The 21,565-nt window shown below is 62.3% G+C and carries 20 protein-coding genes; 15 read left to right on the top strand and 5 right to left on the bottom strand.

Annotation, left to right across the window (positions count from 1 at the left end):
• The first annotated feature begins 4 nt into the window (after positions 1-4).
• The 12 genes from OHL12_RS16860 to OHL12_RS16805 all read left to right on the top strand — a co-directional run bounded on the left by OHL12_RS16860 (position 5) and on the right by OHL12_RS16805 (position 14,509).
• Positions 5-676 (top strand): YdeI/OmpD-associated family protein, encoded by a 672-nt coding sequence (locus OHL12_RS16860; protein ID WP_263414980.1) that lies wholly within the window; start codon positions 5-7, stop codon positions 674-676.
• A gap of 71 nt (positions 677-747) precedes the next feature.
• Positions 748-2,499 (top strand): DUF885 domain-containing protein, encoded by a 1,752-nt coding sequence (locus OHL12_RS16855; RefSeq protein WP_263414979.1) that lies wholly within the window; start codon positions 748-750, stop codon positions 2,497-2,499.
• A 142-nt stretch (positions 2,500-2,641) separates the two neighbouring features.
• Positions 2,642-3,517, top strand: a complete 876-nt coding sequence (gene galU, locus OHL12_RS16850; RefSeq protein WP_263414978.1) for a UTP--glucose-1-phosphate uridylyltransferase GalU — start codon at positions 2,642-2,644, stop codon at positions 3,515-3,517.
• An 88-nt stretch (positions 3,518-3,605) separates the two neighbouring features.
• Positions 3,606-4,361, top strand: coding sequence for an RNA polymerase sigma factor (locus OHL12_RS16845; RefSeq protein ID WP_263414977.1), 756 nt, complete (start codon positions 3,606-3,608; stop codon positions 4,359-4,361).
• 125 nt (positions 4,362-4,486) lie between these two features.
• Positions 4,487-5,425, top strand: a complete 939-nt coding sequence (locus OHL12_RS16840; protein ID WP_263414976.1) for a HEAT repeat domain-containing protein — start codon at positions 4,487-4,489, stop codon at positions 5,423-5,425.
• The gene (locus tag OHL12_RS16835) at positions 5,412-6,410 is read left to right on the top strand and encodes a PDZ domain-containing protein (protein ID WP_263414975.1); all 999 of its coding nucleotides are present in this window, start codon (positions 5,412-5,414) and stop codon (positions 6,408-6,410) included. Before OHL12_RS16840 ends, OHL12_RS16835 begins: the two co-directional genes overlap by 14 nt.
• Positions 6,411-6,493: 83 nt before the next feature.
• On the top strand, positions 6,494-7,954 hold the full coding sequence (locus OHL12_RS16830) for a circularly permuted type 2 ATP-grasp protein (RefSeq protein WP_263414974.1): 1,461 nt from the start codon (positions 6,494-6,496) through the stop codon (positions 7,952-7,954).
• A 9-nt stretch (positions 7,955-7,963) separates the two neighbouring features.
• Positions 7,964-8,236 carry a hypothetical protein gene (locus OHL12_RS16825; RefSeq protein ID WP_263414973.1) on the top strand — a complete coding sequence of 91 codons (273 nt, stop codon included), beginning with the start codon at positions 7,964-7,966 and terminating at the stop codon, positions 8,234-8,236.
• Positions 8,233-8,442 (top strand): DUF2283 domain-containing protein, encoded by a 210-nt coding sequence (locus OHL12_RS16820; RefSeq protein ID WP_263414972.1) that lies wholly within the window; start codon positions 8,233-8,235, stop codon positions 8,440-8,442. Before OHL12_RS16825 ends, OHL12_RS16820 begins: the two co-directional genes overlap by 4 nt.
• Before the next feature lie 18 nt (positions 8,443-8,460).
• Positions 8,461-9,450 (top strand): alpha-E domain-containing protein, encoded by a 990-nt coding sequence (locus tag OHL12_RS16815; protein WP_263414971.1) that lies wholly within the window; start codon positions 8,461-8,463, stop codon positions 9,448-9,450.
• 108 nt (positions 9,451-9,558) lie between these two features.
• Positions 9,559-10,557, top strand: coding sequence for a transglutaminase family protein (locus tag OHL12_RS16810; protein WP_263414970.1), 999 nt, complete (start codon positions 9,559-9,561; stop codon positions 10,555-10,557).
• 226 nt (positions 10,558-10,783) lie between these two features.
• Positions 10,784-14,509, top strand: a complete 3,726-nt coding sequence (locus OHL12_RS16805) for a carboxypeptidase-like regulatory domain-containing protein (RefSeq protein ID WP_263414969.1) — start codon at positions 10,784-10,786, stop codon at positions 14,507-14,509.
• A 123-nt stretch (positions 14,510-14,632) separates the two neighbouring features.
• On the opposite strand, the gene OHL12_RS16800 is transcribed toward OHL12_RS16805, so the two are convergent.
• A complete protein-coding gene (locus OHL12_RS16800) occupies positions 14,633-15,427 on the bottom strand; it encodes an SDR family oxidoreductase (RefSeq protein WP_263414968.1) in 795 nt (264 codons plus the stop codon).
• A gap of 103 nt (positions 15,428-15,530) precedes the next feature.
• Positions 15,531-16,946 carry an FAD-binding oxidoreductase gene (locus OHL12_RS16795; RefSeq protein WP_263414967.1) on the bottom strand — a complete coding sequence of 472 codons (1,416 nt, stop codon included), beginning with the start codon at positions 16,944-16,946 and terminating at the stop codon, positions 15,531-15,533.
• Positions 16,947-16,978: 32 nt separating this feature from the next.
• On the opposite strand from OHL12_RS16795, the gene OHL12_RS16790 reads away from it, so the two are divergent.
• The 3 genes from OHL12_RS16790 to OHL12_RS16780 all read left to right on the top strand — a co-directional run bounded on the left by OHL12_RS16790 (position 16,979) and on the right by OHL12_RS16780 (position 19,812).
• The gene (locus OHL12_RS16790; protein WP_263414966.1) at positions 16,979-18,064 is read left to right on the top strand and encodes an acetamidase/formamidase family protein; all 1,086 of its coding nucleotides are present in this window, start codon (positions 16,979-16,981) and stop codon (positions 18,062-18,064) included.
• Between the two features lie 61 nt (positions 18,065-18,125).
• Entirely contained in the window at positions 18,126-18,749 is a 624-nt protein-coding gene (locus tag OHL12_RS16785; RefSeq protein WP_263414965.1) for a putative signal transducing protein, read from the top strand.
• Between the two features lie 85 nt (positions 18,750-18,834).
• Positions 18,835-19,812, top strand: coding sequence for an amidohydrolase family protein (locus OHL12_RS16780; RefSeq protein ID WP_263414964.1), 978 nt, complete (start codon positions 18,835-18,837; stop codon positions 19,810-19,812).
• A gap of 88 nt (positions 19,813-19,900) precedes the next feature.
• On the opposite strand, the gene OHL12_RS16775 is transcribed toward OHL12_RS16780, so the two are convergent.
• The 3 genes from OHL12_RS16775 to OHL12_RS16765 form a co-directional block, all read right to left on the bottom strand.
• A complete protein-coding gene (locus OHL12_RS16775; RefSeq protein WP_263414963.1) occupies positions 19,901-20,236 on the bottom strand; it encodes a cupin domain-containing protein in 336 nt (111 codons plus the stop codon).
• Positions 20,237-20,268: 32 nt separating this feature from the next.
• Positions 20,269-20,850, bottom strand: coding sequence for a hypothetical protein (locus tag OHL12_RS16770; protein WP_263414962.1), 582 nt, complete (start codon positions 20,848-20,850; stop codon positions 20,269-20,271).
• Between the two features lie 81 nt (positions 20,851-20,931).
• Positions 20,932-21,513: a TetR/AcrR family transcriptional regulator gene (locus OHL12_RS16765; protein WP_263414961.1), complete on the bottom strand. Its 582-nt coding sequence runs from the start codon at positions 21,511-21,513 to the stop codon at positions 20,932-20,934.
• Positions 21,514-21,565: the final 52 nt, after the last annotated feature.

Below are 21,565 nucleotides of genomic sequence, written 5' to 3'. Positions count from 1 at the left end.
CATCATGCCTCGCGTCAGCCGCACCACTCGGCGCTTCGAAGCTCTGCTGGAGAAGGAGCGCGGCGGCCTGGGATGGACCATCGCTCGCGTGCCGTTCACGCCGTCAGATGTATGGCCCCAGCAGATCCGCCTGCGCGTTCGTGGCACAGTCAACGGGTTCGCGTTTCGCTCCTCGCTGTTGCCCTCCGCCAACGAACCCGGGGCATTCTTCCTGCTGGTGAACAGGAACATGCAGCAGCACGCGCACGTTCGGGAAGGTCAGCGCGCCATCTTCGAACTCGACGCCGACCTGGACCCTCGCCCCGCGGAACTGCCCGAAGAACTTGATGCTCTGCTGGACGAAGCCGAAGGCCTGCGCGACTTCTACAACGGCCTAACCGAATACATGCGCCGCGAGATCGGCAAGTGGATCTCCGGCGTGAAATCCGACGACGCCCGCCTTCGCCGCGCACAGCAAATGGCGGAACGCCTCCTAAGCACCATGGAAGCGGAAACTGAACTCCCGCCGCTCATCGCGCGCGCCCTGAGCAGCCGTCCGAAAGCACAAGCAGGCTGGCACAAGCTCACCCCTGCACAGCGCCGCGGCGAACTCTTCGCGGTGTTCTACTACCAGTCTCCCGAAGCAAAGCAGAAGCGCCTCGACAAGCTGTGCGCCCTCGCCGAAAGCAAAGCCTGACCGAAGCGCCGGCGACTGCCATTTCCCGTAGGCAGGACCCCCGAAACTCTCTCAAACGGTACACTTCTCAGGTGAATCTCCGTCCGTTTCTTCCCGGCGTCCTGCTTGCTCTTTCGTCCGTGACCGTCTGCGCACAGCACCTCAGCGCCGACGGTGCGCAGCAAACATTCTCCGTTGCCAGCGAGCGCTACTTCACCGACGTCTACTTCCGCAACAATCCCACGGCGGGGACTCAGGCCGGCTTTCACCAGTACGACGCCCAGCTTGAGGACTACAGCGCCGCCGCGGTGCAGCGCGAAACGGGTGAACTCCACGCCGCTCTGAAGCAGATGGAAGCGATCCCGGGAGACGGCCTGGACCGCAGCGTTGCCGACGACCGCGAGCTGCTCATGAACAGCATCCGCTCGCAACTGCTGTCGCTCGAAACGATCCGCATGTGGGAGAAGAACCCGGACAACTATCCCAGCGGCGTAACCAGCTCCATCTTCACTCTCATGGAGCGCGACTTCGCCCCGGTGGACACACGTCTGCGCTCGGCCATCGCGCGCGAACGTCTCATCCCCGCCGTGCTCGCGGACGGCAAGAAGAACCTGAAGAACCCGCCAAAGATCTACACGGAGATCGCGCTCGACCAGATCGACGGCACCATCAGCTTCTTCCAGAACGACGTGCCGGGAGCCTTCGCCAAAGCCACGGACCCGAAACTCAAAGCAGAGTTCCAGCAGACCAACGCGACCGTCATCGCCGCCCTGAAGGACTACGCCGCCTGGATGAAGTCGGACCTCCTGCCGCGCTCCAACGGCACCTTCGCCTTCGGCGCCGACACCTACCGCAAGAAGCTCCTGTACGACGAGATGGTCGACACGCCACTCGACCGCCTGCTCGCCATCAACGCGGCCAACATGAAGGCCAACCAGGATGAGTTCGCCCGCGTTGCAAAGGAGATTGACCCCAGCAAGACGCCGCAGCAGATGCTGGCGGAACTCGCCGCAATGCATCCAGCGCCCGACCACCTCCTGCAAAGCTTCCGGGACAGCTTCAACGCAGAGATTGCCTTTATCCAGCAGCACCACATCATCACGCTGCCCAGCGACGTGCGCCCGGTGCTTGAAGAAACGCCGCCCTTTGAACGCGCGACGACCCAGGCCAGCATGGACCCGCCGGGACCGTTTGAGCGGAACAGCACGCGCGCCTATTTCAATGTGACCCTGCCCGACAAGAGCTGGTCCCCCGAGCGCACAAACAGCTACATGGCCGCGTTCAACGAGGGCACCATCGTCTCCACCAGCGTGCACGAAGCCTACCCCGGCCATTACGTGCAGTTCCTGTGGCAGGACCGCTTTCCCTCGAAGGTGCGCAAGCTGGTCGGCGCCGCAACCAACATCGAAGGTTGGGCGCACTACTGCGAGCAGATGATGTTGGACGAGGGTTACCTGCCGCCAGAGACGGACGCTCGCACGGCCAAACTCATCCGCCTGGGTCAACTGCAGGACGCTCTGCTTCGCAACGCCCGTTTCAACGTCGCCATCCGCATGCACACCATGGGCATGACCACTGACGAAGCGGAAAAGTTCTTCGTCACAGAGGGCTTCCAATCGCCCGAGATCGCCAAGGTGGAAACCCGCCGTGGCACCGCGGACGCCACCTACCTCTACTACACGCTGGGTAAGCTGGAGATTCTCAAGCTCCGTGAAGACGTGAAGGCGAAGCAGGGCGCGGCCTTCACCCTGGGCAAGTTTCACGACCGCTTCATGGTCGAGGGACCAGTGCCTATCCGAATCGTTCGCCGCGATCTGCTGGGCAATGACTCGCCCGTGTTATAGCGGAAGTCGCCGGAAGTCCTCGCAATGACCCGCCCGTGGCATGGCACGGGCGGTGCGCTTTGCTAGGATGGGCTTCTCCCCTGACCAGGATCAGCGCAAAACGCTGGACTGACTTTCCGCCTCCGAAGGATGAACAAACTCAGTGACGCGCACGATTCGTAAAGCTGTATTCCCCGCAGCCGGTATGGGCACCCGTTTTCTTCCCGCCACCAAGGCCACTCCCAAGGAGATGCTGCCCCTGGTCGACAAGCCCCTCATCCAGTACGGCGTGGAAGAAGCCGTCGCCGCCGGTTGCACGGAGATCATTATCGTCACCGGTCGCGGCAAGGGCACGATGGAGGATCACTTCGACCGCGCTCCCGAGCTGGAAACCACGCTCGCCAAGCGTGGCAAGCAGAAGCTGCTGGATTGCGTCGTGGAAGTGACCAAGCTCGCCAAGATCACCTACGTCCGCCAGCCGGAAGCGCTCGGCCTGGGCCACGCTGTTCTGCAGGCAAAGGAGTTGGTCGGCGATGAACCTTTCGCCGTCATCCTGCCCGACGACATCGTCGACGCGGAAGTGCCCTGCATGAAGCAAATGGTCGAAGCCTTCCAGAAGACCGGCAGCTCTATTCTGGGCAGCGAAGTGGTCGAGGGCGATGCCATCCAGAACTACGGCTGCCTCGCCTGCTCGCCCGTTGCGGACGACGCCCGCCTGTGCGAAGTGCACGACATGGTCGAGAAGCCGAAGCCCAGCGAAGCTCCCAGCCAGAACGCCATCATCGGGCGCTACATCCTCACCCCGGCCATCTTCGAGAAGCTGGAGCAGCTCACCCCCGGTGCTGGCGGCGAACTGCAGTTGACCGACGGCATCAAGGCCCTGCTCACCACGGAAAAGGTCTACGGCTTCACCTATCAGGGCAAGCGCCACGACGCCGGCGACAAGCTCGGCTTCCTCAAGGCAACCGTGGAGTTCGCACTGAAGCGTCCCGAACTCGGGCCGCAGTTCCGTGAGTGGCTCCAGCAGTTCCCGCTGTAGTGCAACGCAAGCAGAGCCTACTAACCTTTTCCGCCTGCCCCGGTCTATCACTGTGAGATCGATCTTCTGACTCCGGGGTCAGCGCACGATGGGTACACAGGCATTGGAAATGGGCGGGGCGGGTCTCGCCCCCCTCTTCAAATCACAGACCGCTGGCGCGCTCGGACCGGGCGTGGTCGCGGTAGAATCGCCGGGGATGGCGAAAGCGGCGGCAAGCCGGACGGGACGCGCGGCGCTCACACCGGCGCAGATCGAGGCGCGGGCCCAGCAACGGCTGGAAGACGACGAACTGATCCGTCAGGCCCAGGGCGGCAAACGCGAAGCCTTCGACGATCTGGTGCGCCGCTATGATTCCGCCGTGCTGCGCCTGGCGCTCCACATGCTCGGCAGCGAACAGGATGCGCAGGACATTCACCAGGAAGCTTTCCTGAAGGCCTATCGCCACCTCTCGAACTTCCGGTTCGAGTGCTCCTTCTACACCTGGCTGTACCGCATCGTCACCAATCTCTGCCTCGACGCTCTTCGCCGCCGCAAGAGCCGCCGCGAAGATCCCAGCATCCTCACCGATTCGAACGGCGAGACGATGGACCTGATGTCCAACGTCTCCGACGACCGCGCCGGCGCGAACCCGTCAGCCGATCTGGACCGCCGCGTTCTGCACATGCGCATTCAGGAAGCGCTCGACAAACTCACGCCGCGCGAACGCACCGTCTTTGAACTGAAGCATTACCAGGGTCTCAAGCTGCGCGCCATCGGCGAGATTCTGCAGACCACAGAAGAAACCGCCAAGAACACCCTTTTCCGCGCGACCCGTAAGCTCCGCGCGAACCTCGGCGACGTTTAACCGCACCACCACGCGCACGCCCCGGCACCCATGACCGGGGCGGCGCGGCACCACCGCACCAACCTTCAAAGAGAGACCAGATCAAGGAATCGCATATGACCTGCGAATACGCTAAAGAACAAATCGTGCTGGAAGCCTACGGTGAGCTTGACGCCGAACAGCAGGCCTTTCTCGCGCTTCACCTGCATGGTTGCCCGGCCTGCGTTGCGGAGCAGCACTCCGTAGCCGAGCTAACCGGCGTCATGGACGTCAACGCACTGCCGGAAATCTCGCCCAATCTTCTAGCGCAAAGCCGCATGCGGCTCGACGAGGCGCTGGACGAAACACCTCGCCTGCCGCTCGCGGCTCGCATTCAGAACCTGCTTGCCGGCACCTGGCATTCCCTTAGCCATGCGCCAGCTCTCGCTGCGCTTCTGGTGGGCGTTGGCTTCCTCGGCGGCTCGGGCCTGTCTAACTACCAGGCGGCGCACTCAAAGCCGAATGGTGTCGTCACGGTTCAGCAGCCGGCGCAGAGCACCGTCGGCAACGTCAGCGGTGTTGTGCCGACTGCCAATCCAGAGATCGTCGAGGTTCACTACAACCGCGTCACGCCGGAAACGATGCAGGGGTCGCTGGACGACCCGCGGATCCGCCAGCTTCTTCTCGCTGCGGCCCAGCACGGCAGAGACAATTCCGTGCGCGAAGAGAGCGTAAGCCTCTTGGCCACAGAGTGCCGCGCCGGCCACAAGTGTGGTGACGGCGATCCCGTCAGCAACGGTCTTGGCTTCCGCGATGCCCTGCTCATGAGTCTGCGGTATGACAAGAGCCCACAGGTACGCCTGAGAGCTCTGGAGGGCCTGCAGCCGTTCGTCAGCTCCGATCAGCGCGTTCGCGACGTGGTGCTGGAAAGCCTGATGCGTGATCCCAACGCCAATGTGCGCACCCGCGCGATTGGCTTGCTGGAACCGGTTCACGCGGACTCCAGCGTGCGCCAGGTGCTGCACACCGTCAGCACCCAGGACGAAAATCCCTACATCCGTACCGCGTCCATGCAGGCGCTGGAGGGGGCAGATGGCATCCAGTAGCGCTGCTCCGTTCTGGCTGCGTCTCTCGTTTCTGTCTGCCTCTCTGCTCACCCTCGGCGTAACTCGTGCTCACGCGCTGCCGTTTGAGGGTCTCGGCCCTCTGCTGCCCGCCGTCGCCGCGCACTCGGGCGGCGGCGCGCACACGGCCCAGGGACAGGGTTATCTTGGCGTCGACATCCGAACGGTCGGCGATGTCGCCGTACGCGACCTGCACCTGCGCGAGACCCGCGGCGTCGTCGTGATCATGGTCGATCACGATGGGCCAGCATGGAAGGCGGGCATCCGTGAGCACGACGTGGTGCAAACCGTAAACGGCGCGCCGGTCGATACCGAGGAGCAGCTCCGCCACGTGTTGCGCGAGATGCAGCCCGGCCGCACCGTCCAGATAGGCGTTAGCCGTGACGGCAGCGTGCAAACCCTGAGCGCCACTATGGCCAATCGCGACGACATCGGCCGGCGCGCCTGGCAGCAACACTACGTGGTCCCCGCCCCCGCCGATCCGGTCGACGCTGCCGTGGACGAGCCGCTCCTCGCGCCACCGCCGCCCGCCCCTGCCGCCGGCAAGACGTCGCGCTACTTCGGCAGTTTTATGCCGGGGCACCTCCTGCCTGTGTTTCCCAGCTATACCGGCGCCACGGTGGATGAGATCGGTCCTCAGCTTGCCGAATACTTCGGCCTCAACGGCCGCACCGGCCTGCTGATCCACAGCATCGATGGCAACAGTCCCGCCGCCGCCGCAGGCATGCACGCCGGAGACGTCGTTCTGCGCGTCAATGGTGCCGTCATGGCGACCCGCAGCGATTGGAACCGCGCCCTCCACGACAGCAAGGGACACCCCGTCAGCGTTGTCGTCATGCGCGAGCACCACGAGCAGACCCTGACCGTGGTGCCCGACAGCAAGCGCCGCGGCGCCGCGCAAGCGGTGCCCGGCCTGCCGCAGGCTTCGTCCGAGCCGCACTGGCTCGCCGTGATGCTCTTCCGCTAACGGCACCTCCGCGTCGCCTCGCCGGGTCTTCAACCTGCCCAGGAGCGGCTGTTCGGGCCGCGAACCGTATACTGTCCCGAACCATGCCCACGGAAAACGCCGTTCGCCCCGGTCTGGACCACTATCAACTCGACCATGCCTACGACGAGATGTTCGCCGGTCCCGGCGACCTCCATGCTCACTACCAGCCGCTCATGGAGCACTTTCGCAATCTTCCGACCGAAGAGCTCCAGCGCAAGAAGCACGCCGCCGACCTCTCGTTCCTGAACCAGGGCATCACCTTCACGGTCTACGGCCGCAACGAGGGCACGGAGCGCATCTTCCCCTATGACCTGCTGCCCCGCCTGATCACCGCGCGCGAGTGGGACCGCGTGGAACAGGGTTTGCGGCAGCGCATCACCGCGCTCAATCTCTTCCTGAAAGACATCTACAACGAAGGCCGCATCCTCAAGGACGGCATCGTTCCGCGCGAGATCGTCTACTCCTGCAAGCAGTTCCGCCGCCACATGATCGGCCTCAACGTGCCGCGCAACGTGTACATCGCGGTCGTGGGCACCGATCTGATCCGGCTCGAAAACGGCGAGTTTGTTGTGCTCGAAGACAATCTCCGCGTCCCCTCCGGCGTCAGCTATATGCTGACCAACCGCCGCGTGATGAAGCGCACCTTCCCGCATCTGTTCAGCCGCTACAACCCGCGCCCCATCGAGCAGTACACGCAATTGCTGCTGGGCACACTGCGCTCGCTCGCTCCCGAAGGCCGGCCCGAACCCAACATCGTCCTTCTCTCACCCGGCGTTTTCAACTCCGCCTATTACGAGCACGCCTACCTCGCGCGCCAGATGGGCATTGAGTTGGTGGAAGGCCGCGATCTCTCCACGCACGACAACATCGTCTACATGCGCACGACCAGCGGTCTGCGCCAGGTGGACGTGATCTATCGCCGCGTCGATGACGACTTCATCGACCCGCTCACCTTCCGCCCCGACAGCATGCTTGGCGTCGCCGGCCTGTTCAACGCCTACCGCGCCGGCAACGTCACGCTCGCCAACGCCTTTGGCACCGGTGTGGCCGACGACAAGGCCATCTACGCGTTCGTGCCCTCTATCATCAAGTACTACCTGGACGAAGATCCGATCCTGAACAACGTGAAGACCTACCTGATGAGCGAGGAGAAAGAGCGAAAGTACGTCCTCGAAAATCTCGAAAAGATGGTCGTCAAAGCCGTGGGTGAATCCGGCGGCTACGGCATGCTCATCGGACCGCAAAGCAGCGCCGCCCAGCGCGCGGACTTCGCCGAAAAGATCCAGGCTGACCCGCGCAACTACATCGCGCAGCCCACCATCACCTTCAGCCGCGCGCCCTGCCTCATCAACGACGGCTTCCAGGCGCGCCACGTCGACCTGCGCCCCTACGTGCTCTACGGCTCAGACAAGGTCAGCATCGTCCCCGGCGGCCTCACCCGTGTCGCCCTCAACGAGGGCTCCCTCGTGGTCAACAGCTCCCAAGGCGGCGGCAGCAAAGACACCTGGGTTCTCAACGACTAGAGATAGGACATGTCCGAAACGCCCCTCTCGTTTGCAGAAGTTCCGATGACGGCCTACTTCCGCGAGCAGGTTCTGCGCAAGCGGCCATACCTTCAGATCGGCTGGTGCTTGCAGGTGATTCATAACCCATACCGTCGAGAGGTGCAGGAAGACGGCAGGATCCGATTCTTCGGATACGTCCCTGAGCTGGCAGGCAAAGCACTCCGCGTTGTTACTCTGGAAGACGAGCGCACATTGCACAACGCCTTCCCAGATGGTGCGGAGCCGAGGAGAACAGCATGAAACTCCACTACTACGAAGATACCGATTCGCTGTATATCGATTTGGCCGAAGCTGTCAGTGCAGACTCTCGCGAAGTCTCTGACGGGGTCGTGGTCGACTATGACGAGCGCGGTCGTATAGTCGGTCTCGATATTCAGCACGCATCGCAGCACCTTGACCTGAGCCGCATCGAGACTTCGCATTTGCCACTCCCCATCGCCTCCTAAACTGCCCGGAGTTCCCGCATGCTATCCCGCGTTGCCGACAGCCTCTACTGGATGAGCCGCTACCTGGAGCGCGCCGAGCACACCACCCGCCTGCTCGACGTGAACCTGAACCTAATGACCGATGAGTCGGCCAACAGCGCCGACCGCCGCTGGGTACGCGTCCTGCAGGCCCTTGGTGCCGCACGCGAGACGCCCTGGCAGGGCGACGCCTTCGCGCTCACCCACCGGCTCACCTTCGACTCCGCGACCCACGCCAGCGTCCTCGGGTGCATCGTCGCCGCCCGCGAAAACGCCCGGCACGTCCGCGAACAGATCTCCACCGAGATGTGGCACCGCCTGAACTCGCTGTATCTCCAGGTTACACGGCCAGAGATGCAGTCCGACATGCATGCCGAAGCGTTGCTGCGCACCCACGAGGCTCCCACCGAGTTCCTCGCCCAGGTCATGGAAGCCGTCCACCAGTTCCAGGGCGTCACCGACTCCACCATGAGTCACGGCGAAGGCTGGCAGTTCATCCAGGTGGGCCGCTACATGGAACGCGCCTCCGCCAGCGCCATGCTGCTGGAGGCCTACCAGGACGAACTCTGGCGCCAGCACGAGCAACACCGCGACGGTAACGAGTTCCTCGAGTGGATGGGCCTGCTCCGCTCTGCCACGGCCTTTGAGGCCTACTGCAAGGTCTACACCGCCGACCTCACCCCCGCCTGGATCCTCGAGTTCCTCCTGCTCGACGCCGACTTCCCTCATTCGCTGCGCTTCTCCATCGACGCCATGGCTCACGCCTTGCGCGCCATTGAGGACATCAGCGGCGGCGGTTCGCGTTCTGAAAAGCTCAGCCGCCTCTCTGGCCGCTTGCGGGCCACCCTCAGCTATTCGTCGGTCGAGGAAATCATGGAGACCGGCGTCGTCGAGTACCTCCACGGGATCCAGCGCCAGTGCTCTGAGATCCACCGCGCTATTTACGAGCTCTACATCGACTACTCGATCCAAGCGGCGCTCGCCGGCTAGCAAGCCCGCATCTGAGCACTGTCCAGTGCGCCTCTGTCATCCTGAGCGAAGCGAAGGACCTGCTTCTGCTCCCGCCAAAGCTCTTCGCACTCCCGACGCCGGAGGCCGATGTACTACACCGTTCGCCACCTCACCAAATTCGTCTACTCGAACGAGATCAGCGAATCCATCATGGAAACGCGCATGCACCCGCGCTCCGACGAGTTCCAGCGCTGCCTCAACTTCCAGCTCTCCGTCTCGCCGCGCTGCCGCGTGTTCAGCTACCGTGATCACCTCAGCAATCACGTGCACCACTTCGACATCCCCGGCCAGCACGAACAACTCGTCATCGTGGCGGAAAGCCTGGTCGAGATGGAAGATCCCATTCCTGTTCCAGCCTTTCTCGCACCCGACGCATGGACCGAGCTCGACAGCATGGTGCACGAGGGCGACTTCTGGGAATTCCTTTTTCCCAGCGAGTTCACCGAGCCCACGCCACGCCTGCTCGCGCTCGCGGATGAGCTAGACGTCCGCCGCCGTGACGACCCGCTTATGGTTTTGCACGAATTGAACGAGCGCCTGTATCGCTGGTTCGATTACGTTCCGCGCTCCACTTCCGCCGACTCACTCATTGACGTCGCGCTCGAGCAGCGCACCGGCGTCTGCCAGGACTTCGCACATGTGATGCTCGCCCTCGTGCGCGCGCGGCTGAAGATTCCGTGCCGTTATGTGTCCGGCTATTTGCACCACAACACATCCAACAACGACCGCAGCGTCTCCACCGCAACCCACGCGTGGATCGAAGCTCTGATACCGCAGCTCGGCTGGATCGGCTTCGATCCCACCAACCTGCTCATCGCGGGTAATCGCCACATCCGCACCGCCGTGGGCCGCGACTACTCCGATGTCCCGCCGACCCACGGCATCTTCCGTGGCCGCGCCAGCACCGACCTCACCGTCGCCGTCCGCGTCCAGCCCAGCGAAGGCTCAGCCCTCCCGGACCAGGAACTCCCCGTGCCCGAGGACTGGTCCAAGCTCGTCGAGAAGGCCCAGCAACCTCCCGCCCCGCCCCCACCCGCCGTCACCCACGCCCGCTACATGCAGCAAATGCAACAAGCCCAGCAGTAACCCGCGTTTCACCCTGTCAGGTCTTCCAAATCTCGTATCGGTATTCCGATTTCAGAAGAAATCGTAAAGACTACACGTCTAAACGCATCGCACCGCGCCATCGTCAGCCAAATCAAATGGCTTGCGAATTGCAGTACTCACGATATTTGTCTTTGGCGCCGGAAGAGGTGATATGTACCCTCCTCCCACCCTTTCCTCACTTCTCTGCAAAATCAGGAGATGAAGCATGTACTCTCGTTCGCTGCGAACGCTGCTGCCTTTGGCTGCCGTGGTTGCTCTGGTTAACACTGGCTTTGCCCAGACCACGACTGCAACCATGACCGGCGTTGTGACAGATGCGACAGGTGCAGTCGTACCCGACGCACTCGTTGAACTCACGAATCCCACAACCAACGTTTCCTTCAAAGCGACGACGAACTCCGCCGGCTCCTATCGCTTCAGCGAGGTGCCACCCGGACCGAACTACGTCCTCAACGTCTCGCACCCTGGCTTTGCGCCATTGTCTGTCAAGGGACTGTACCTCAACATCGCGAACGTCCGGACCCAGAACGCCACGCTCAATGTAGGCAGCGATGTCCAGGTAGACGTGCAGGCATCGGGCACCAGCTCGACAATCAACACCGAAGACGGTTCGGTCGGCATTAACTACCAGGTTCAGAAGCTGAACGACCTTCCGATTCAGGACCGCTCCACACCCGCTCGCCTGTTCACCCTGCAGCCCGGCGTGACGACGACCGGATCCACCACCGGCGCCCGCACGGACCAGAACTACGTCAGCGTCGACGGCCTCGACGTGAACGACTTCGCGACCGGTGGCGGCACCACCCAGAACCGCAATGCTGGCTTCTCCATCGTGGGCGGCGCCCCAGTGGATTCTGTGCAGGAGTTCCGCGGCACCGTGGGCGGCTTTCAGGTGAATAGCGGTCCCGGCAGCGGCGGACAGTTCAATCTCATCACTCGTAGCGGCACCAATTCCTTCCACGGAAGTCTGTACGAGTACCACCGCGACCGCACCACGGTAGCAAACGACTGGTTCAACAAGTTCGCGGGCGTCGCGCGGCCCCAGCTCATCCGCAACCAGTTTGGCGGCAGCGTTGGCGGCCCTATCCTGCACGACCGTCTCTTCTTCTTCTTCAACGCCAACTACTTCCGTCAGTCCTCCAGCAATCCGGTCGCACGCACCGTTCCCCTGGATTCCTTCCGCGCCGGCAACGTCTCGTACATCAACAACGGTCCGGGTTGCAGCCGCTCCAGCCGGCAAAATACAACACCTGCCTGCATCAGCCAGCTCACTCCGGCACAAGTCAAGGCTGCAGATCCTGCTAACGCTGGCGTGAACCAGGCGCTGCTGACTTTGCTAAACAGCGCCTACCCCCGAGCCAACGATCTCACCGGTGGCGACGGCGTCAACAGCGGCTACTTCCGCTTCAATGCCCGTAACATAAATAATTTCTCGCAATACGTGGGCCGCCTGGATTACACCCTCACCTCCAGAATCAAGCTGCGCGGCGTCGCCAATCTTACGCGCGCAGATTCGGTCAACACCCAGCAGGAGTTTCCAACCCTCCCCGTCCTCGTTCAGCCCTACAGCGATCGCAGCTATCGCTGGTCCACGGGCTTCGACTGGCAGATCGGCGCGAACAAGTTCAACCAGTTCACCATCGGCCGCGTCGTGCAGGATGTTGCCTTCCCCATCACCTTCAACGGCTACAACCCGCCCACCAATCCCCTCACGTTCAACACCGGAACGACAAATCTCTTCGACATCCCGTACAACACGCCCAGCAATGCGCAGGCTCGTCGTGTCCCGATCCTTCAGTTCACCGACGATTTCAACTGGAGCATCGGCCGGCACACCATCGACATCGGCGGCCTGTTCAAGTACATCCCGACCAGCGGCAACACCAAGCTGGATTACGCCACGGAAACGCTCGGTCTTGGCGGTAAGAATACCGGCCTGAACGCTTCCCTGCGCCCGGCAAATCTGTTGCCGGGCAGCACTACCAGCACCATTACCTACGACAGCGCCTTCGCCGCCATGCTGGGCCGCATTGGTGCTATCGGCGGTCAGATCAACTACGACAAGACGGGTAAAGCGCTTCCGCTCGCAACCGGTTCGCAGCGCAACTACCGCTACTACCAGACCGAGGCCTACATTGGCGATACCTGGAAGGTTACGTCCGACCTGACGCTCACCTACGGCCTGAACTATCAATTCTTCAGCGTGCCGTATGAAGTGAACGGCCTGGAGTCGGTCAACAACTCGACCTTCAATGACTACTTCTTCGCTCGCGTTGCAGCATCGGCCGCCGGCAAGACGGGAAACAATGCCATTCCGCTTCAAAGCTACGTTCTGGGCGGCAAGGCCAACAACGGACCGAACCTGTACGAGCCCGACTGGAAGAACTTCGCCCCGCGCTTTGCCTTTGCCTACAACCCCTCGTTCGACCGCGATACTGTCTTCCGCGGCAGCGTTGGTCTTGTCTTCGATCGCACGGTAGCCAGCGCTGTCCTCTACCAGCAGGATCAGAACTCCTACCTCTTCCAGCAGCCACTCGCCATCTCGAATGGTGTTTCGGGCAATCCACGAGCCGCGCTGCTGAACGATCCCCGCTACGGTACGGCCGTTACCATTACTCCGCCCGCAACTCCCGCGTCAGGCTTCCAGCCCTTCGTCAATGCGTCCGGTCCCTTCGGTCTGCAGAACGGTCAGGCGTTCAACACCACCATCGACCACAGTCTGAAGACTCCGTACAGCATCAGCACCAGCTTCACGATGGAGCACAACTTCGAGCACGGCTTCATCTTCCGCGGAACCTACGTTGGGCGCTTCGGTCGCCGCCTTCTCGGTCAGTCTGACTCCAATCAGCTGATCGAGTTTGTCGACCCGCGCTCCGGTCAGGCCATGTCGCAGGCAGTTGGCGCCGCCGAAGTACAGGCACGCAACAATCAGCCCATCACGCCGCAGCCCTGGTTTGAGAACCTGACCAACGTTTCGTCGGCAGGCTACACCAGCAAGACAGCCGCGATCGTCGACAACAACGGCAGCCTCTTCGCTGCTGGCGACTTCGCCGACATCATCCAGGCGCTGTCACCAAACCTGCCGGCGAACGTAGGCATGGGTGCGCAGTACTCGGCCAACAACTACTACACCAACCGTGGCTTCTCCACCTACCACGGCGCTCTCTTCTCGCTGCAGAAGAACCTGTCGCACGGCATCCAGTTCGACGCGAACTACACCTGGTCGCACTCCATCGACAACGTCTCACTCATCGCCAATTCGAACGGTCTGGGTGGAACGGGTCTCATCTGCGATGCTCTGCGCCCACGTCTGTGCCGTGCGAGCTCTGACTTCGACGTAACTCACCTTTTCAACGCAAACTTCACCTACCAGCTTCCCTTCGGCCGCGGCCGCAGCTTCGCGGGTGGTGCACCGGTTTGGTTGAATGAGGTGATCGGCGGCTGGGATGTCAGCGGCATTCCGTCCTATCGCAGCGGCTACGCCTTCACTCCGGTGGGCGACGCCTTTGTGGCCAGCTACTCCAACAACGCCCCACTGCTCTTCAACGGAGACACTGCCGCCATCCGGCGCAGCGTGCACACGGACCCGGTTCGCAAACAGCTCACCCTGTTCGCGAATCCCACGGCGGCAAGCGGCGCCTTCCAGGGACCCATTGGCTTCAATATCGGCAGCCGTAACCTGCTTCGCGGACCGGGCGCCTTCGAATTCGACGCTGGTCTCGCCAAGTCATTCGCCCTGTATCGCGACTCGGTCAACCTGAAGTTCCGTGCGGATGCCTTCAACGTGCTCAACCACCCGGTCTTCGCCGGTCCCTACAACGGTCAGGCCACTGCCGACATCAACAACGGCAGCCAGTTTGGTCAGATCACCGCGACCACGGGAACCCAGCCCTACCGCGTGCTCCAGCTCGCGCTACGGCTCGAGTTCTAAGCACGCAACGAACTACAAACAGAAAGCCTGGCCAACCGGCCAGGCTTTCTTGCTTTCTATTGCGGATGCAAATGGTAAGAGCGGGGACTCGTCTTCCCCGCCCTTCGCTGCGCTCGATCCCAACTACAGGTTCAATCCTTTGAACACCCGCTCCGGGATTGCGCGGATCACCAGCATGATCAGGGCCCAGATGCTCGGCGTGTACAGCACATCCTTCCGCTTCTCCACGGCCGAGACAATTTGCTCCGCAACCTTGTTCGGATCGGCGAACTTTTCACTTCCCTTCATGTTCACGGTCATGCCCGTCTTCACCGGCCCGGGCTTGATCGTCAACACTGTTACGCCTTCACGGTCGATGCGGTTCCGTAAACCTGCAAGAAAAGCGCTCAGTCCGGCTTTTGACGAGCCATACACGTAATTCGACTTGCGTCCTCGGTCGCCTGCCACGCTGCTCAGCACGGCCAGCGTCCCGCGCCCCTGCTTCACGCAGAAGTTCGCCAGCCACGTCAGCAGGCTCACCGGCACAGTCAGGTTCGTGTGAAGAATGTGCAGCGCATGGTTCACATCCTGCTCGGCCGTGGGCTGCTCACCAAGAATGCCGACCGCAACGTAGGCAACATCCAGCCCGCCCAGCGACGTGATCGCGCGCGCCAGCAGTTCCGGATGCCCGTCCACATCGTCCAGGTCCGCAACCGCCGTATCCACATACGCCGCACCGCGCGTCTTCAAGTCCGCCGCTACCGAGGCGACACGCTGCGCGTTACGGCCCACCAGGAACAGGTTCGCGCCTTCACGAGCCCAGATGCGCGTGGTCGCCTCCGCAATGCCGCTGGTCGCTCCCAGCACCAGCACCCGGCGAGGTGTGTGCGACGCGTCCCGCTTCGGCAAAGCCACCTCGTTCACCGGTTCCAAACTCATCTGCTCTGCCATGTACTCGATCTGCCCTTTCGCTCGCCACACATCAACGGAACAGCCGGATCTTTCCCTGTTCGCTGTCCCTACTGCCTGTTCCCTGGACCTTCTACTGCGTCACGCGTTCCCAGAAGCTCGAACTCAGCAGCGGATCCTTGTACCGCGCAAACCTCTGCCACTCCGGATAGCTCTTCTGGAACTGTGCCGGCGTCATGCGCGCATCCTTCGCCGGATACAGCTTGCCGCCGTAATCCAGCGTCATCGCCGCCAGCCGGTCGAACAGCGCAAAGCTCTTCTCCGGCTTAATGGGAAAATCCAGCGCCAGCGTGATGCCCGGCTGGGGAAAACTCATCATTCCTGGCGACGGCACATCGCCAAATGCCTTCAGCACGGCAAGGAAGCTGGCCAGACCGCTCTTTGCAACTTCGTTCAGGATCGCGATCGTGCCCTCACGCGCGCTCTCCCACGGAATGGCGTACTGGAACTGCAGCAACCCGCTCTTGCCATACATGCGGTTCCAATGCAGCACCTTGTCCAAGGGATAAAAGAACGGCTCGTAATCCTGCAGCGCCCGCACCCGCGGCTTGATCTGCTTGTGAAAGAACGCCGTGTTGAACGCCGCAACCGTCATGCTGTTCAGCATCGCTCCCGGCGCGTCCAGCGGAAACACCAGCTTCGGGTCCTTGGACCGAGTCAGCTTGTCCGGAATCTTGGAGTGGTCGCCCAGCATAAAGATGCCGCGTGCAAAGTTCTTGCCGGTGCTGGTCACATCCACCCAGCTCACCGTGTACTCCACGTGCTGGTACTGCTCGGTCAGCGCCAGGAACTCGTCCACGCCGTGGAACTGGATTCCCTCGTAATCGATAAACCGCGATACGATCGGCTTCAACTGCAGGCTGATGTTCGTGATCACACCGGTCAGCCCCAGCCCGCCGATCGTTGCTGCATACCAATCCGAGTTCTCGGTCGGCGAACACTCCATCTGCGTTCCGTCACTGCGCACCAGCGTGAACCGTCGCACATGGCTGCCGAACGTGCCCGCAAGGTGATGGTTCTTGCCGTGGATATCATTCGCCACCGCGCCGCCCAAGGTCACATACTTCGTGCCCGGCGACACCGGCAGAAACCATCCATGCGGCACCGCAAAGTCCAGCAATTGCGCCAGCGTCAGCCCAGCCTCGGCCGTCAGCAAGCCGCTCGCAGCATCAAAGCTCAGCAGCCGGTTCATGCCCGTGGCAACCATCAGGTTGCCGTCCTTCAGCAGGCAGCTATCGCCGTAGCTGCGCCCCATGCCCACCGCCAGCGCGCCACCCGGCATGCCCGCGTTCTGCTGAATTACTCGCGGAAAATCATCCTGCCAGTTCAGCGACACCAGCTTCGCCGGGTACAGCGGATACCGTCCCCAGCTCCGAAAGGGCACTTCGCCGATCAACTGATCGTCTACATCGCCATGCGGACGTGTAGGCGGCTCGTCCGCGGGCGCTCCACGGTGCTGCAACACCGGCGATTCCTGCATGGTTCCCATTCCTTTCAGGATACCTCCTACGCCGCCGCCGCATGGCGAATGGTTCGTTCTTTCCCGTGTACTCTCTCGCTATGCCGCCTGTCACCCGCCCTGCCCTGCACCGTTTGCTGTGCCGCATAGCCCTGCTTGTGCTTGCGCCTGCCGCGGCCATCCCCCTTCCTGCACAGAGCGCAAATTTCGTCCCCGCCAGCCCCTCTACCGTCGCCTGGGGCTACTACAGCGGCCAGGCCAAACCCGTTCTCACCATTCACTCCGGCGAGACCGTAACCCTGCAAACGCTCTCCACCTGCGGTTCACCCGAGCGCATGATCGCTGAAGGCGTTCCCGCGAGCCAGATCCCGCCCTACACCGCGCCCATCTACGAACAGGTGAAAGACCGTGGCCCCGGCGGCCACATCCTTACCGGCCCCGTCGCCGTCGCCGAAGCCGAACCCGGCGACGTCCTCGAAATCCAGATCCTCAAGGTCCAACTCGACGCTGACTTCGCCTGCAACGGCTTCGGCCTGGGCCGCGGCTTTCTGCCCATGGAGTTCCCCTACAGCCGCTCGCGCATCATCCCGCTCGACCGCAAAGCGATGATCGCCCACTTCGCGCCCGGCATTGACATCCCGCTGCACCCCTTCTTCGGCAGCATGGGCGTCGCACCCGCAGGCGGCAAAATCGACTCCGCGCCACCCTTCGCTCACGCCGGCAATCTCGACAACAAGGAACTCGTTGCCGGCACCACCCTCTTCATCCCGGTCGCGGCCAAGGGCGCTCTCTTCGAAGCAGGCGACGGTCACGCCGGCCAAGGCAATGGCGAGGTCGACATCACCGCCCTCGAAACCTACCTCACCGGCACCTTCCGCCTGGTCGTCCACAAGGACCAGCACCTACTCTGGCCGCGCGCCGAAACGCCCACGCACTACATCAGCATGGGCTTCAGCAAAGACCTGCACGAGGCCACCGAACACGCGGTCCGCGAGATGATCGACTTCCTCGTCAGCACCAGGCACCTCTCGCGCGACGAAGCCTACATGCTCACTAGCGTCGCCGGCGACGTCGACATCACCCAACTCGTCGACGGCAACGTCGGCGTCCACGTCATGATGCCGAAGGCAATCTTCACCGGTAAGTAAACAATCTGGCATCTCATCAAGGCAGCGCTCCACGCCAGTACTGAAGGAGAAGCGCACAACCGTGACACCTTCTTCTGACACGCTTCAAGCCCGCTATGCCGCGATGACCGACCACGAGGTCCTCGCGGAAGCCGCGCACGCCGACGATCTAATCCCGGAAGCGCAGGCAGCACTCGACAGCGAGGTGCAGCGCCGCGGCCTCCATCTCTCCCCACGCTTGAAGCAGGCAGAGGAACCGCTTCCGGATCCCGAACAATGGGTCACCGTCGATCGATTCCGCGATCTCTCCACCGCGATCGTCGCGCGAGGCGCCCTGGAAGCAGCCGGCATCCCGTGCTTCCTCCGAGATGAGAACACGGTGCGTCTCGATTGGCAGATCTCCAACTTCATCGGTGGCATGCGGCTACAGGTCCTCCAGGCAGACCGGGAAGCAGCGCTCGTCGTCCTGAATGGCCTCCAGAACGAGAGCAATCCTGAAGAGGAAGAAGACGACCCGCTCGCAGGAGACCGCTGTCCTTTCTGTGGAAGCACTGCAATTCAACGCAAAGAAGAAAGCTTCGGCCTGCGCACCGCGATGCTCTGGATCTTTACCCTGCCATTGCCACGCGGTCGTCGCTACTGGCAATGCGATACCTGCGGCAGGCGCTTCACAGAAGCGGAACTCGATCGTTCCGAATCGCGGTAGCTGCGCACAGAAGCAGCCTCCCCCAACAGGTCGCGTCGCTGACCGCCCGGTTCGCATCCCAATGCGTGAACCACACAGGAGCACCATGCGCACCATCACCCTCGAAGAGCACATCACTACCGAACGCTTCATCCAGGCCATGGCTGGCACCAGCGCCGCCCGCGGCCCCATCGCCGAGTACATGCAGCGCATCAATTCGCTCCTGCTCGACATGGGCGCGGGCCGCCTCGCCGCCATGGACGCCGGCGGTATCGACATGCAGGTGCTCTCGCTCGGCGGTGGCGGGACGAACTCGCTCGACGCCGCTCTCGCCGCAGAAATCTGCGAAGACGCCAACCAGCAGATGGCCGCAGCCGTGGCCGCGCACCCCAACCGCTTCGCCGCGTTCGTCGCCCTGCCCGCGCAGGATCCTCAGCGCTCCGCCGACATGCTGCAGACCTGGGTCGGCCGCGGTTTCAAGGGCGCCTTCATCAGCGGCACCGTCGGTGGCAAGTTCCTCGACCGTCCGGAGTTCTTCCCCATCTTCGAAGCCGCCCAGGCACTCGACGTTCCCGTCTACCTCCACCCCGCGCCGCCACCGCCGCCGGTGTTCAACGCGTACTTCAGCGACCTCGAACCGCCCGTGGACTTCATGCTCTCCACCTCTGCATGGGGATGGCACGTGGAAACCGGCCTGCACTCGCTGCGCCTCATGGCCTCCGGCCTCTTCGACCGCCTGCCCAACCTCAAGATCATCGTCGGCCATATGGGCGAAAACCTGCCCTACTCCATTGCCCGCGCCGACGCCGTCCTATCCCGCGGCATTGGCAACAAGCTTCAGCGCAGTATTCAGCAGTGCTTCGTCGAAAACTTCTGGATCACCAACAGCGGCTACTTCACTATCCCACCCGTCCGTTGCGCGCTGGAGGTCGTCAAGCCCGATCACCTCATGCTCTCGGTCGACTACCCCTTCAGCAAACCCGAGCAGGGCACGCAATGGCTCGACGACCTACGCTCCATCCTCCCCGAAGCCGACATCGAGCGCATCGCCTCCGGCAACGCCGCAAAGCTGCTCAAGCTGTAGCTAGCGCTGCCGCTGCTCGTCCTCTTCAACGGGCAGCGGCTCGCTACCGTGGACCTCGCAACGGCAAGGCTCTGGGGCCTCAGGCAAGCTACTTGTCCGGCCAGGTCGTGTTCGGCTCGCCCACCCTCACGGTATACGCAATGAGAAATCGCATCGGCTCGGTTGCGCTCCCATTGCGGCTCACCCGATGAAGGCTCGCTTTGTCTTGAAAGCTTTGCCCCCCGCGGAAGATCTCTTCAGCATCGCCATCAAAGGCCGTCACCATCGTGCCTTCCAGCACATACCCCACACCCGGAACCGGGTGCGAATGTCCGCTGCTGTCCGCACCCGCCGGGTATGTAATCAGGAACAGGCGCGTCTCCCATCCCGGCATCCCTTCCACCGCTGCTGTCTGCAACAACTCGCGCGTAATCTCAAGAGCCATAAATTCATCCTCCCCATCATCAACACATAGCGTCAACGCGACGTTTCCACGACAGCTCCAGCCGCTTTCGAAAGCTGCCGTGTCAGCAGAATGCCGCCAATCAGAAAGTAAATCGCACCAAAGATCGCGTATCCACCCACATCCTGGATGTGGCGCTTGTCATACAGGCCGCCCAGGAAGAAGGCAATGCCCGCAAGCATCGACTGCGCACCGCTGAGGATCATTGCCCATTGGCCGCCTTCCGCCTGCTTGCGCCGGATCAGACCAACCACAAGTTGCAGCAGGCCGGCACCAAAGGCCCACCCGCCAAAGATCGCAACCGAGTAGATCGGCTGGCGAAACACCGTGAGGCCGATGCCAATCGCGGCAGCCACCCCAAGGAGCGCATTGATTGTTTGCGAGGTTCGAGCGCTGCCCGATCTGCTTGCCGTGTTCAGGTCATACACCGTGCAGGCCACATCCCACAGCGGGTACAGCACGAACAACACCGCCGCGATCACCGGCTGCTTCATCGCAGTCGCAATCACAGCAGCCGCCCACACCACCTGAAACGCGGTTCGTACTATGTACAGAATGCGCAATGAACGTGACGTTTCTATCGATACAGCTTGCATGCTCTCGCTCCTCTATCTTCTAGTTGGTAGATACGTGAACCAAAGAAGGGCTCCACCTCCGCCCTCCACTTCTTCACTTCTTCACTTCTTTGCTGGTGTAATCCGGGCAAGCACCGCGTGGGAGACGGCGCGGAACACGTCACAACTGCGGGTTGCCCGTGCCGACAACATTGCCCCGTGCATCGACGCAATCAGCACCTGCGCTTCGGTGTCCACCTTGCCTGGAAGCTTGATCTCACCTGCCCGCACTCCGGCCTTCAACGTCGCTTCAAACCACCGCGTCAAGGTCGCAAAGTGCTGACGCACCTCCGCCTGCACTTCTTCCGGAAGGGACGGCATCTCCGCGCTCAGCAAAGCACCAACGCAGAACGACAGGGTCTGGTCCGCAATGCACCCTTCCCAGAACTTGAAGTACTCCCGAAGCCGCGTCAGTGGGTTGCTGAACCGCCGGTCCAGCGCCTCCATTCCCTCCAGGATGCGTCCCCGGTGCGCCTGCAGCACCGCCACCACAAGCCCGGCCTTCGTCGGAAAGTGGTAGTGAATACTCGCCTTCCTAATCTGGACGGCGTCCGCGATGTCCGCATAGCTGAACGCGGAATAACCCCGGTCAATCAGCAGAGCATTCGCGGTTTGCAGGATCCGTTCTGCGGTTTCGCTTTGCATAACCAGTAAGACTACCAACTAGTAGGCTGGGATTCAGGTTCTTTTGCAGGAT

The organism is Terriglobus aquaticus (genome assembly GCF_025685415.1).
Lineage (GTDB): Bacteria > Acidobacteriota > Terriglobia > Terriglobales > Acidobacteriaceae > Terriglobus > Terriglobus aquaticus.
Note: the sequence above shows the minus strand (reverse complement) of the source record. Positions and strands in the feature narration are given on the sequence as shown.

Bases quoted from the DNA above. Each gene is read 5' to 3' on its own strand.
- OHL12_RS16860 (WP_263414980.1), top strand. From the start codon at position 5: ATGCCTCGCGTCAGCCGCACCACTCGGCGCTTCGAAGCTCTGCTGGAG.
- OHL12_RS16845 (WP_263414977.1), top strand. From the start codon at position 3,606: ATGGGTACACAGGCATTGGAAATGGGCGGGGCGGGTCTCGCCCCCCTC.
- OHL12_RS16835 (WP_263414975.1), top strand. From the start codon at position 5,412: ATGGCATCCAGTAGCGCTGCTCCGTTCTGGCTGCGTCTCTCGTTTCTG.
- OHL12_RS16830 (WP_263414974.1), top strand. From the start codon at position 6,494: ATGCCCACGGAAAACGCCGTTCGCCCCGGTCTGGACCACTATCAACTC.
- OHL12_RS16825 (WP_263414973.1), top strand. From the start codon at position 7,964: ATGTCCGAAACGCCCCTCTCGTTTGCAGAAGTTCCGATGACGGCCTAC.
- OHL12_RS16820 (WP_263414972.1), top strand. From the start codon at position 8,233: ATGAAACTCCACTACTACGAAGATACCGATTCGCTGTATATCGATTTG.
- OHL12_RS16815 (WP_263414971.1), top strand. From the start codon at position 8,461: ATGCTATCCCGCGTTGCCGACAGCCTCTACTGGATGAGCCGCTACCTG.
- OHL12_RS16810 (WP_263414970.1), top strand. From the start codon at position 9,559: ATGTACTACACCGTTCGCCACCTCACCAAATTCGTCTACTCGAACGAG.
- OHL12_RS16805 (WP_263414969.1), top strand. From the start codon at position 10,784: ATGTACTCTCGTTCGCTGCGAACGCTGCTGCCTTTGGCTGCCGTGGTT.
- OHL12_RS16800 (WP_263414968.1), bottom strand. From the start codon at position 15,427: ATGAGTTTGGAACCGGTGAACGAGGTGGCTTTGCCGAAGCGGGACGCG.
- OHL12_RS16795 (WP_263414967.1), bottom strand. From the start codon at position 16,946: ATGGGAACCATGCAGGAATCGCCGGTGTTGCAGCACCGTGGAGCGCCC.
- OHL12_RS16790 (WP_263414966.1), top strand. From the start codon at position 16,979: ATGGCGAATGGTTCGTTCTTTCCCGTGTACTCTCTCGCTATGCCGCCT.
- OHL12_RS16780 (WP_263414964.1), top strand. From the start codon at position 18,835: ATGCGCACCATCACCCTCGAAGAGCACATCACTACCGAACGCTTCATC.
- OHL12_RS16775 (WP_263414963.1), bottom strand. From the start codon at position 20,236: ATGGCTCTTGAGATTACGCGCGAGTTGTTGCAGACAGCAGCGGTGGAA.
- OHL12_RS16770 (WP_263414962.1), bottom strand. From the start codon at position 20,850: ATGCAAGCTGTATCGATAGAAACGTCACGTTCATTGCGCATTCTGTAC.
- OHL12_RS16765 (WP_263414961.1), bottom strand. From the start codon at position 21,513: ATGCAAAGCGAAACCGCAGAACGGATCCTGCAAACCGCGAATGCTCTG.